Origin of the sequence: Entomohabitans teleogrylli (assembly GCF_001484765.1) — a bacterium.
In the GTDB taxonomy this organism is placed as follows: Bacteria; Pseudomonadota; Gammaproteobacteria; order Enterobacterales; family Enterobacteriaceae; genus Entomohabitans; species Entomohabitans teleogrylli.
The window spans coordinates 18,746-29,511 of sequence record NZ_LLXO01000043.1; the positions used below are offsets into that span (position 1 = coordinate 18,746).

The window sequence follows — 10,766 nt, forward strand, 5'->3', positions numbered from 1 at the left end:
ACGCGCATGCAGCTTGAAGTATGACGGGTATAAATAATTTGCGAGATGCTTTTCAGGACAGATAACAGGACTCCCTATGAGCCAGATTGCGCCTGTGATAACGCAAAAAGAGAGCTATAGATCAATGGAGTGGCGTTATTCCATGGTGGGGAATCGCGATCTGCGCATTGATTTTATGCGCGGTATTGCGCTGGTCATGATGGTAGTGGCGCACACGGAAGTGATGTCGATATTTAATATATTTACCTGGGAACGTTTTGGGCTGACCACTGGTGCTGAGGGGTTTGTGATTCTTTCTGGATTTATGTTAGGGATGCTAAATCGTGTCAGATTGCAAAAAGCAGTATTACTCACCATTTCCTGGGGGCTTTATCTCAGAGCGTGGAAAATATATCGGGTAAATATTATCATTATTCTTTCATTCTTGTTATTAGGGCATTTTCCTTTTATTAATGTTTTTGAAGTGACCCATTTTACCGATCGCTACGCAGGTACAACCTGGGCATTGTATCCGGTGACACCACAAATTAAAGAGACCTGGTTTAACATCGTTCTCTACCTGCAAATTGGCCCCCATCAGACGCAAATTCTCGGCCTCTATATTTTTCTTCTGCTGCTTAGCCCCCTGTTTTTAGGAATGCTGCAGCAGGGGAAAGTGTACTGGTTGCTGGGCCTTTCACTGCTGGTTTATGGCTGCTGGCAGCGCTGGCCGGTGCGGGTTACGCCCTCGGAGTTTGAGTTCGCTTTTCCGCTGCTGGCCTGGCAATTTATTTTTGTGCTGGGGATGAGTTGTGGATGGTACAAAGAGGAACTGCTCTCCTTCGCCCGTACGCCCCCCGGCAAAGTGGCGGTGGCGGCATTGGTGATGGTTGCGCTCATCCTCGGGTTTGTCGCTCAGAATCATACCAACCCCTTTATGCCGCCCGCGCTTTTGCTGCACGTCATCCCGCCTGCGGAGTTTAACGCTTTTTACCATACCTGGGCGGCGAAGAACGGTCTCGGACCGATACGCGTGCTTAACGATATCAGCCTGATGGTGGCTATCTATCTGTTGCTGACCTGGTGCTGGCAGCCCCTTTACCGGCTGGCGGGCTGGTTTCTTATCCCGCTCGGTCAGCATTCGCTTTATACCTTTATTTTGCACGTGTACGTCGTACTCGCGGTAAGCCAGTTTGTGACGTTCGATCTGTGGCGCCAGGATTGGGTGGTAAACACGCTCATTCATGCTGTAGCGCTGGGCGTACTGTGGCTGATGGCGAAATATAACGTCGCCGCACGCTGGATACCTAACTAAGGAAGGGTAAATGCGGAAGAGATATTTGCTGGCCTGCGTTCTGCTGTGTGCTGCCACGGGAGGAGAAGCGGCGCAGAAAAACGAAGCAGAACCGTTACGCGACAAGAATGACGAGCCGGTACAGGCGGGCGTGTTTACCAGCCGCTGGGGGCGTCTTTTTTCGGGCAATGAGAAGGTTTTCTCTGGCGCGCTCAGTTTTAGCTCGGGTCTGAAAGAGCAGTGGATGACCATCCCTAACAGCTCTGACAGCGCAGAACAGAAGAAAAAATATAACCAGACATTGAACCTCAGCCTGCAATATTCACCCTATAGCTATTGGTTTGCCAACATAACATCACGTTTACCGGTGACCGATACCAGCCGCTATACGGCCGATTTTCGTTACAGCTTTGGCTACGATGACTGGCATGCCAACACCGTCAGCCTGGTTTACAGTAATTATGGTGATAATCATTTCTGGACATCGGGTAATCGGCGCCATACCTATTTTGAGCAGGGCGCCGTGACGCTGGCTTATAAATTTTCACTGCCGAAGCCAGTAGAGCATGCGCTGCTGATCAATAAAGGTGACTCCATTATTTGCCAGGCGGGTTACAGCTGGATACCGCGCTACTACGATCTGGAGAGCGACGATATCCGCAAAAACAAGAACGTGCTGCTGGGCGGATGCGGTTATACCTTTAAGCAACATTTCTTTGTTCGCGCTACGGCATTCTGGTATCCGGACAGCAGCCAGCAGCAGCCGTGGAACGGTGATTACAGCTACAGCTTCGGTTACGCGGGTTATACCCCAGGGTCATTCTCTGTGCAATATGCGAACTATTCCGGCACCCGCTATCCAGGCCACCAGAGCGGTAGCGGCAAGTTTCGCGAAGGTACGGTAAGCCTTATCTGGTTCTTACCGATTTAGGGAGGGCTATGTCGGTACAGCACGTATTGATTGTTGAAGATTCATTGGTTTACCGTCGGCTATTGAGCCGAATGTTGACGCAGTGGGGATATATCGTCAGCGAAGCGGAAAATGGCATCGCGGCACTGGACATCCTCGAAGCCCAGCCTGTTAGTCTGGTGATTAGCGACTGGGAAATGCCGGAGATGGATGGTCTGACATTGTGCCGGGAGATTCGCCGTCGCCAGTTTGGCCATTATGTTTATTTAATTCTGCTTACCGCCCGCGAAGATCCGGGCGATCTGACGGTGGGGTTTGATGCCGGTGCGGATGATTTTCTCAGTAAACCGGTTGAGCAGAGTGAGCTACGGGCGCGCCTGCATGCGGGAGCGCGGGTTCTCTCCCTGGAGGCGACGCTTGCCGCCCGTAACGCCCGCCTGAGCGAGGCACTGCGTCAGATTGAGCAAGACCTTGAGGCGGCGGCGCGGATCCAGCAATCGGTACTGCCCGCGCACCAGTTGCGCTATCGTGACTACTTTTCTGACTGGATTTTTCTGCCCTCGGCCTGGGTGTCTGGCGACATTTTCAACGTTTTCCCGCTGGATAACCATCTGGGATTCTACTGTGTGGATGTTTCCGGCCACGGCGTCGGCGCGGCGATGATGTCCCTCGCCGTTGCCCGTCAGTTTTTACATGGCAGGGCGGTGGAGCGTTTTCTTTTCACGGCTGATAACGATGTCGCGTCCCCCGCCGAGGTGGTACGGATCCTCAATGGCCGTTTTTGCAGCGATGAGGCTGAGATCGTGAGTTATTTCACCATGATTTACGGCGTCATCGATCTGGCGACCGGAAAAGGCAAGCTGTGTCAGGCCGGGCATCCGACACCTTTTATCGTGAGCCCGGGCGGTGAGGTCAGGACAGTCGGCGAAGGCGGTGCGCCTGTAGGGCTGATGCCGGATCTTTGCTGGACGGAGGTGAGCTTCTCGCTGGCGCCTGGTGAACGGCTGTGCCTGTTTAGTGATGGTATTACCGAGTGTGAAAACCTTACCGATGAACAGTTTGGTCAGGCGCGGCTGCAGCGTTGGCTGCAGGATGGCGCCATACTTTCGCTGGATCAACTCTTGCCGCAGTTCGCTCAGCATCTTATCCGCTGGCGCAGCGGAGAGCGTCAGGAACAACAGCCAATGGCCGATGATGTTTCTCTATTAGTCATTGAGCGTACAGGAGAAGAACGATGAACATTGATACAGACAGGCAGCTCAACGTGAATATTATGATGCCGTCGGTGCGCCGACTGGACGCCTCGGTGGCGGCGGCTTTTAAGGAAGCTATCACCCGGGAGATCGGTGAGGATCGTAAAGACCTGATAATCGATTTCAGCAAGATCGATTTTATCGACAGTAGCGGTCTGGGAACGTTAGTTTCCCTGCTAAAAATGATGAACGGTAGAGGTGAAATGACGCTGTGCGCGCTGAATCCCGGCATTCGCAATATGTTCACCCTGACTCGTATGGATCGTATCTTCCGCATCTGCCCAGATCGCGCCACGGCACTTGCACTGCTGAATCAGTGAGTTGCTCGTGGCTAACGCTATCTCGCTTCCGGCCGCCTTAGCCTCTGTCTCGCCGCTTGCGGCGTGGCTGGCGCAGCAGATGGCTCCGCTGTCTGTCAGCGACGAATGGCGCTTTGCGCTCGATCTCGCTGTCTGTGAGACCGCCACCAACATCATTCGCCATGCGTTACATGAGGACGGAGAGCGTCGTTTCACCGTGGAGTTTATCGCCGCAGCCTCTGGCGTGATGCTGCGTTTTACCGATGCTGGCGATCCCTTTCCCGCTGAGCGCCTCGCGGCGGCGCGTGACAACCCTTTATTCGATGCCGACCCTTTGGCTGAAAGCGGCAGAGGAGTGAAATTGATTTTGTTGTATGTCGACACTTTTACCGTAGAAAACAGGGAGGGGAAAAATGTCACCGTCCTTGAAAAAAGAATGTCGGGATAGAACAGGCTACCGTTTGTTGTTCACCGATTCACAGAATAAAAGCTTGCCTGAAGCATGACGCAACTGGGCCCTCAGGTAAGCGGGGCGGTCGCGCGCAATAGGGCCATCGCTCCAGCTATCCAACAACACAACTTTCTCCCCCAGTGGCGCAGCGCCCTCCCTGACTTGATGAACCGTTAACCGTATTTTTAGTATATGACCATGTTTAAAAATACGTGTAAGCTGAACGTACAGGAAAGCAGAGAGGAAGCCCGGATATGAAACAACGTACGACTCAGAGTGTCACCGTCACGCTGGAACGCGATCTGATCGCCGCCGCCCGTGCTGCTGGGGTGAATATGAGCCAGACTTTGGCTGTAGCCCTTGATGCCGAACTGAAAAAGCACGCAGCCACTCGCTGGAAAGCAGAAAATCGTGAAGGACTGGAAGCGCTTAACCGCTTCCATGATGAGCACGGGCACTTCAGTGATGACTACAGGACGTTCTAAAGCATGCAATTCACCATTTATCGCAATCCGGGTAGAAGCACGCTATATCCGCTACTCATAGATGTGACAAGCGATATCATTGATGCGTTGAATACGCGCATTGTGATCCCTTTGCTACCTCTGGAGCGTTATCCTAATCCTGAGGTACGTCCGGTGCGATTAAATCCCGTACTGGAACTGATTGATGGTAAGCAGTACGCCTTAATGACGCATGAACTGGCGAGCATCCCGTTAAAGGCCCTGGGCGCTGAGTTTTGTGATGGCAGTGTGTATCGTCAGACTGTAAAGGGGGCTCTGGATTTCATTCTGGATGGTATCTGAGATAATTATCAGTACCGACGACCTGGCGATTTTCCCACCCCAAAATGTCGTTCTCTCCCTTACCCTTAAAGGCCCTTTTGCGGGCGTAGCATTATTCGAGCCAAAGTTGGCTGAAATCCGGCCATCCCAGCGTATTTAAATCCCGCCAGGTAAATGACTTCTCGGTCGCAAATTCCATCCAGTGATGCAGCAAAGGAATGACATATCGCTGGTGGGTCATCTCATGGAAAAAGGCGGCAATGGTGGCAAACGCCTGTTCATCGTCGCTGTTCAGAATGGTCGGCAGCAGGGCGTTCAGGTTTTGTCGCTGGGCTTCAGGCAAGCGCGTAAACAGCGTGGTGGACGCCAGCCATTCCAGAAACGCCGGAACTGAAAGGGTATCGAGCATAAAGTTGCTGAGCCAGATATCCGCGGGAGGGCGCGGCTGGCTGTTAAAGCTGTCAAATGCGTCGATCCGTATTTCGGCGCGAATATGCCAGCGTTCAAGCAGGATGCGAATCGCCCCGGCAAGCTCCACTAGTTCCGGCTGCTGAAAGGTGTTGATGATAACCGGCTGACGCAGGTTAAACGGCGCGGTGACCCCGCCAAAATCCACGGGCGGTGGTTCCACTGCGGCAGCATACCCTGAGCAACGGAGAGGATGCGTGCGTATTCGTCGGGAAGTTGCGTCTGGCTGAGGAGTTCGACAGGCTGGAGCAGGTAATTGATAAACCGCCTTCCGGCCTCATCCGCAAAGGCACCGTCACTGTCCAGCAGCACAAAGCAGCACCCCTGCTCCAGACTACGCTCGTTGAGCGGGCGGTCATCCTGCGCCTCTTCGCCCCGCAGCAGGGGAATAAAGCTCATGCTGATATGTTCTGGCGCCCAGGTGAAAATGGTGATCTCATCCAGTCCGGGCCGCGCCTGGTGCCAGTGTTGATTGCGCCGCAGGACCATAAAGTTGTCGCTGTGCTCCTGCAGGTGGAAAGCGCCGGTACAACGGATGTGTCCGTGCTGGTAATCGAACAGCATCGTCGGCTGGGTGGCGAGCAGACAGTCGAGCCGCCTAAGTGGATGATGCGTTTCAATCATCAGATGCCAGGGGGCGTCAGCGGTGATGGTTTTGATTGGGCTGAAAAGTGGCGCGAACTGCGGGCTCTGGCTGGCGGCGAGCAGGCAGCGCTGAACGGCACTGGCATCCAGTTCGCTGCCATCGGCAAAGCGGGCGGTAGATTTGAGCCAGAACTCCCAGCGGGTGAAGTCGTCGTTGTGAGTCCAGTAGTGGGCGATATCGGGGACGATCCTGCCCTGAACGGCGTCATAGCGCGTCAGCCCGCTCAGGCACTGGCGCAGGAGATGGCGTTCGGTCCGCCGCAGGGGAACGAGCGGGTTAAGGGGATCCAGATTGCGATAGTAAGGGATGCGCACCCGCGTTTCGCTGCTTTTATCCTGTACCCCAAAGCGCCACAGGCTCAGGCGATCCAGCAGATACTTGTCGTTGCCGATAAACCGCAGCACGTTGCCGTAATCCTGCTTCTCCAGCAGCTTATTGACGTTCTGGCTGAACAGCTTTTCCGGCGAGGTTAACAGATGGAGCCGTGAGCGCTTGCCACGTCCGCGCTGCGGCTGCCAGTCGAGCCATTTTTCCTGATGCATCTTTTTCAACGCAATCCGGCAGTTACGCACCGAACAGCCGAAGATGGCGGCGATCTCCTGCATCTGTAATTCGTGCGTCTGACCTGCGCCGTAGCGGGCGTGCAGCCTGCGAAAATGCGCCTCGAAGATACTCATATGATGGCCTCCCACCGAACGCGATTTCCTCTTTTATCCCTTTCTGACGGTTTCCGGCGTGATTTTCCTCATAAATTTTCCGGTTTTAAGCAAAAACCGGAAATAACTTTCGTCTTCGGTTGCTGTTTTTTCAATAACCTCCGATCCGGATACTGAAGGTGTTCGGAGCAGAACCTGCTGTTGTGCGAATCCCTGTCATAAAGACGCGCTCAGGAGATCGAGATGAAAAGATTCAACCTTCTGCAAATGTTACAAAGCATCGGGCGATCGTTAATGATCCCCATTGCCATGCTGCCTGCCGCCGGTATTTTGCTGGCCTTTGGCGTCAGCTTTCAGGATCCCAATATTGTCGCCAGCCTGCCGTTTCTCGGCGCTGACTGGCTGGTTCACGTGTTGAAGCTGATGGCGGAAGCGGGCAGTGCGATTTTCGCTAACCTGCCGCTGCTGTTTGCGGTCGGCGTGGCGGTGGGACTCAGTGACGATCAGGGCATTGCCGGGCTGTCGGCTATCGCCGGTTTTTTGATTATGAACGTCACCATCGGCCAGTTTCTGGGGATCACGCCCGAGTCGGTGGCACAGGTACGTGATTACACGATGGTGCTGGGTATCCCTTCGCTGCAGACCGGCGTATTTGGCGGCATCATTATCGGGATTATTGCCGCCTGGTTGTATAAACGCTATTACCGCATTCAGCTTCCGTCATGGCTGGAGTTCTTTTCCGGCAAGCGCTTCGTGCCAATAGTGACCTCCTTCGCTGCGCTGTTTGTCGGGCTGGTGATGGCGGTGGTCTGGCCGCCGGTTCAGCATCTGATTAATGGCCTGTCGAATACCATGACGGTGCAGGGGCCGGGCGTGTCCGCCTTCCTGTTCGGTTTTGTCGAGCGACTGCTGATCCCGTTTGGTCTTAACCATGTCTGGTGGCCGACCTTCTGGCTGCAGTTTGGCGAGTATGTAAACAAGGCCGGGCAGGTGGTGCATGGCGACCAGCTTATCTTCTTTGCCCAGTTGAAAGATCAGGTGCCGATTACCGCCGGAACCTTTATGGCCGGGCTGACGCCGATCAAGATGTTCTGCATTCCGGCGATTGCGCTGGCGATCTACCGCTGCGCCAGCCCGGAAAACAAAGCGCGGGTGAAGGGCATTATGCTCTCTGGCGCGATCACCTCCATCGTCTGCGGTATCACCGAGCCGATTGAGTTCTCCTTCCTGTTTGTTGCACCCGTGCTGTATGGCATTCACGCCGTCCTGGCGGGGCTGGTGTTCCTGCTGATGGAGTGGTTCAGCGTGCACATCGGGCTCTCTTTCTCCGGCGGGCTTATCGACTATCTCTTCTTTGGCGTTCTGCCTCGCGCGCCTCACTGGTACATGGTGTTCCCGGTTGGGCTGGTTATGGGCGTGGTGTACTACGTCCTGTTTACCTTTGCCATTCGCCGCTGGAATTTACTGACGCCGGGGCGTGAAGTCGAAGAAAGTGCGGTGGCGCAGGAAAACAAACAGAACGACCTGGTGAACGGCATCATTCTGGCCTATGGCGGGCTGGGGAATATGACCAGTATCGAAGCCTGCATGTCGCGTCTACGCATTGATGTGACGGATAAGACGCTGGTGGACAAGGCGCTGCTGAAACAGCTTGGCGCGGCGGGCGTCGTTGAGGTCGGGAACAATATTCAGAGCGTATTTGGTATGAAATCCGATCGGCTGAAAGAGGCGATCCGCGCGATTAAAGCGCATCCGGTTTCCGGACATTGTGAACCCATACACTAAATAATTCGAGTTGTAGCAAGGCGGCAAGCGCGTGAGTTCCCGGGAGCATAGATAACTATGTGACCGGGATGAAGGCGTGCAGCCAACGCAGCAACAACTTGAAGTATGACGTGTATACAGGAGGCAAAATGAAACAGCTACACCACAGCGGCCTGCCGCTGTATCTCGATGATGACGGTGTGATGGCGCTGAAACCCCCGCTGAACTATCTCGGCTTTGGTCGCAAAAACGCTGGGCAGATGGCGGTGGTCTTACCGGAGTTCACCGAGGCGCTGCGTGATGAACCGGCTTACGATGTCTATCGCGGGCTCAGCTTTGCGGAGGATCAGGAACGGCTTGCTGCCGACCAGTACCAGTACGACATCACCATCATCATGCCGGGAACAATCGGTAAGGAATGCAAGAAAACCAGCGGTCATTATCACGGCTATAACGACACGCGGCGCAACACCCATCCGGAAGTGTACGAAGTGATTAAGGGGACAGCGGCATATATTCTGCAAAAGTCGCCGGATTTTGCCGTCGCGCCAAAAGATCTGCTGGTGGACGATCTTATCGTGGCGGTCGTGAAGGAGGGGCAGAGCATTATTGTGCCGCCGAATTACGGCCACTGCTCCATCAATATCGGCGACGGGCCGCTGGTGTTCAGCAACCTGGCGTATAAACCCTGTGCGGTTCACTACGACACGGTGCAGTTTTACCACGGTATGGCCTGCTACATCGTGGAAGAGAACGGGCAGCTCTGCGTGCGTAAAAATCATTACTACCCGCATATTCCGCACATCAAATTCGCCACCGTCAAAGAGAATCCGCATCTTGGCATCACCTTCGATACGCCGCTTTACCAGCGCTACCGCGCCGCGCCGGAACGTTTTCACTTTCTGGGACATGTCGATAATTATGTCCGGGAAATCATGGGGATGCTCCAGTATCAGGATGATTTATTTCCGCTCTGTCAGGAGGACGCATGATGGAAACGCAATCTGTTGCAGGCGTTGCCTGTAGCGACCTGAATCAGGCGATGTCGCGGATTGATGGCGCTGCGCTGGCGCGTCTGGAACAGGCCATCGCTGAGGCGAACGCGGTATTTGTTTTTGGCGCAGGGCGTTCGCTGTTGATGTTGAAAGCTGTTGCGATGCGCCTGATGCATATCGGCCTGCAGGTGCATGTTGTCGGCGATGTGGTGACGCCTGCGCTGCAAAAAGGCGACCTGCTGCTGCTGGCCAGCGCATCGGGTGAAACGGCTTCGCTGGTGAATGTGGCTACAAAAGCGAAGCAACTGGGTGGCACTGTGGCCCTGCTGACCATTTTCCCCGAGTCCACGCTGGGGAAACTGGCGGATGTGGTGGTCAGGATCCCGGCCTATACCGACAAACTGCCGGATGGACCCGAGAATGTGAAAGGCATTCTGCCCGGTGGCAGCCTGTTTGAAGAAGCCGTTATGGTGCTGGGTGACGCCATGATTGTGAATCTGGCGCAGTCGACGGGATATCACTTAACCAAAGGTTTTGCGCTACACGCCAACCTCGAATAGTCATTCGATACAAGGAAACCAACATGAAATTACAGCTTGCCCTGGACGAGTTAACCCTGCCTGAAGCGCTGGTATTTATCGATAAGGTGGTTGACGACGTTGATATTATTGAAGTGGGAACTCCCTTTCTTATTCGGGAAGGCGTGAATGCGATTAAAGCCATTAAAGAAAAATATCCGCATAAGGAAGTGCTGGCGGATGCGAAAATTATGGATGGGGGATATTTCGAGTCCCGTCTGTTATTTGATGCTGGCGCGGACTATATAACGGTTCTGGGCGTGACTGATGTATTAACGATCCAGGCGTGTATCCGGGCGGCAAAAGAGACGGGAAAACAGGTGGTGGTGGATATGATATCTGTCGACGATCTTCCCGCCAGGGTGATTTTACTGGAGGCCGCAGGTGCCGATATGCTGGCGGTACACACTGGCACCGATCAACAGGCTGCAGGGCGCAAGCCAATCGATGATTTGATAACGATGCTGAAGGCGCGCCGGAAAGCCCGGATTGCCGTGGCAGGCGGCATCAGCAGCCAGACGGTGAAGGACTATGCGCTGTTAGGCCCGGATGTGGTGATTGTGGGATCAGCGATCACGCATTCGGCGGATCCGGCAGGTGAAGCGAGGAAGATTTCGCAGGTGTTGTTGCAGCATCACTGAGATTAGATGTATTAGCTCAGACCTGATCTGACAGTTACCGGTTATTC

Annotated in this window: 11 protein-coding genes and 1 pseudogene; 11 read left to right on the plus strand and 1 reads right to left on the minus strand. The window is 54.3% G+C overall.

Features of this window, described 5'->3' with window-relative positions; all coding sequences use genetic code 11:
* Positions 1-76 precede the first annotated feature (76 nt).
* The 7 genes from opgC to AQ981_RS23830 all read left to right on the plus strand — a co-directional run bounded on the left by opgC (position 77) and on the right by AQ981_RS23830 (position 4,992).
* The gene (opgC, locus tag AQ981_RS23800) at positions 77-1,294 is read left to right on the plus strand and encodes an OpgC domain-containing protein (RefSeq protein WP_058914251.1); all 1,218 of its coding nucleotides are present in this window, start codon (positions 77-79) and stop codon (positions 1,292-1,294) included.
* A gap of 10 nt (positions 1,295-1,304) precedes the next feature.
* Complete coding sequence (locus AQ981_RS23805; protein ID WP_058914252.1) at positions 1,305-2,204, plus strand: hypothetical protein; 900 nt, start codon at positions 1,305-1,307, stop codon at positions 2,202-2,204.
* Between the two features lie 8 nt (positions 2,205-2,212).
* Positions 2,213-3,421, plus strand: a complete 1,209-nt coding sequence (locus tag AQ981_RS23810) for a PP2C family protein-serine/threonine phosphatase (protein WP_058914253.1) — start codon at positions 2,213-2,215, stop codon at positions 3,419-3,421.
* Entirely contained in the window at positions 3,418-3,756 is a 339-nt protein-coding gene (locus AQ981_RS23815; protein WP_058914254.1) for an STAS domain-containing protein, read from the plus strand. Before AQ981_RS23810 ends, AQ981_RS23815 begins: the two co-directional genes overlap by 4 nt.
* 19 nt (positions 3,757-3,775) lie before the next feature.
* Positions 3,776-4,183, plus strand: coding sequence for an ATP-binding protein (locus AQ981_RS23820; protein WP_121500729.1), 408 nt, complete (start codon positions 3,776-3,778; stop codon positions 4,181-4,183).
* A gap of 257 nt (positions 4,184-4,440) precedes the next feature.
* Positions 4,441-4,671, plus strand: coding sequence for a type II toxin-antitoxin system CcdA family antitoxin (locus AQ981_RS23825; RefSeq protein WP_058914256.1), 231 nt, complete (start codon positions 4,441-4,443; stop codon positions 4,669-4,671).
* Positions 4,672-4,674: 3 nt separating this feature from the next.
* Complete coding sequence (locus tag AQ981_RS23830; protein ID WP_058914257.1) at positions 4,675-4,992, plus strand: CcdB family protein; 318 nt, start codon at positions 4,675-4,677, stop codon at positions 4,990-4,992.
* 91 nt (positions 4,993-5,083) lie between these two features.
* Here AQ981_RS23830 and AQ981_RS23835 read toward each other — a convergent pair.
* A pseudogene (locus AQ981_RS23835) lies at positions 5,084-6,762 on the minus strand (SgrR family transcriptional regulator).
* A gap of 222 nt (positions 6,763-6,984) precedes the next feature.
* Here AQ981_RS23835 and ptsG point away from each other — a divergent pair.
* From ptsG to hxlA, 4 genes are all read left to right on the plus strand, one after another.
* Positions 6,985-8,526, plus strand: coding sequence for a glucose-specific PTS transporter subunit IIBC (gene ptsG / locus AQ981_RS23840; RefSeq protein ID WP_058914258.1), 1,542 nt, complete (start codon positions 6,985-6,987; stop codon positions 8,524-8,526).
* A 128-nt stretch (positions 8,527-8,654) separates the two neighbouring features.
* Complete coding sequence (locus AQ981_RS23845; RefSeq protein WP_058914259.1) at positions 8,655-9,497, plus strand: glucose-6-phosphate isomerase family protein; 843 nt, start codon at positions 8,655-8,657, stop codon at positions 9,495-9,497.
* Positions 9,497-10,060 carry a 6-phospho-3-hexuloisomerase gene (gene hxlB, locus AQ981_RS23850; RefSeq protein ID WP_058914262.1) on the plus strand — a complete coding sequence of 188 codons (564 nt, stop codon included), beginning with the start codon at positions 9,497-9,499 and terminating at the stop codon, positions 10,058-10,060. Before AQ981_RS23845 ends, hxlB begins: the two co-directional genes overlap by 1 nt.
* 23 nt (positions 10,061-10,083) lie before the next feature.
* Positions 10,084-10,719, plus strand: coding sequence for a 3-hexulose-6-phosphate synthase (hxlA, locus tag AQ981_RS23855; RefSeq protein ID WP_058914260.1), 636 nt, complete (start codon positions 10,084-10,086; stop codon positions 10,717-10,719).
* Positions 10,720-10,766: the final 47 nt, after the last annotated feature.

Excerpts from the sequence above, each read along its gene's own strand:
- AQ981_RS23805 (WP_058914252.1), top strand. The coding sequence starts at position 1,305 with ATGCGGAAGAGATATTTGCTGGCCTGCGTTCTGCTGTGTGCTGCCACG.
- AQ981_RS23830 (WP_058914257.1), top strand. The coding sequence starts at position 4,675 with ATGCAATTCACCATTTATCGCAATCCGGGTAGAAGCACGCTATATCCG.
- AQ981_RS23845 (WP_058914259.1), top strand. The coding sequence starts at position 8,655 with ATGAAACAGCTACACCACAGCGGCCTGCCGCTGTATCTCGATGATGAC.
- ptsG (WP_058914258.1), top strand. The coding sequence starts at position 6,985 with ATGAAAAGATTCAACCTTCTGCAAATGTTACAAAGCATCGGGCGATCG.
- hxlA (WP_058914260.1), top strand. The coding sequence starts at position 10,084 with ATGAAATTACAGCTTGCCCTGGACGAGTTAACCCTGCCTGAAGCGCTG.
- AQ981_RS23825 (WP_058914256.1), top strand. The coding sequence starts at position 4,441 with ATGAAACAACGTACGACTCAGAGTGTCACCGTCACGCTGGAACGCGAT.
- hxlB (WP_058914262.1), top strand. The coding sequence starts at position 9,497 with ATGGAAACGCAATCTGTTGCAGGCGTTGCCTGTAGCGACCTGAATCAG.
- opgC (WP_058914251.1), top strand. The coding sequence starts at position 77 with ATGAGCCAGATTGCGCCTGTGATAACGCAAAAAGAGAGCTATAGATCA.
- AQ981_RS23810 (WP_058914253.1), top strand. The coding sequence starts at position 2,213 with ATGTCGGTACAGCACGTATTGATTGTTGAAGATTCATTGGTTTACCGT.
- AQ981_RS23815 (WP_058914254.1), top strand. The coding sequence starts at position 3,418 with ATGAACATTGATACAGACAGGCAGCTCAACGTGAATATTATGATGCCG.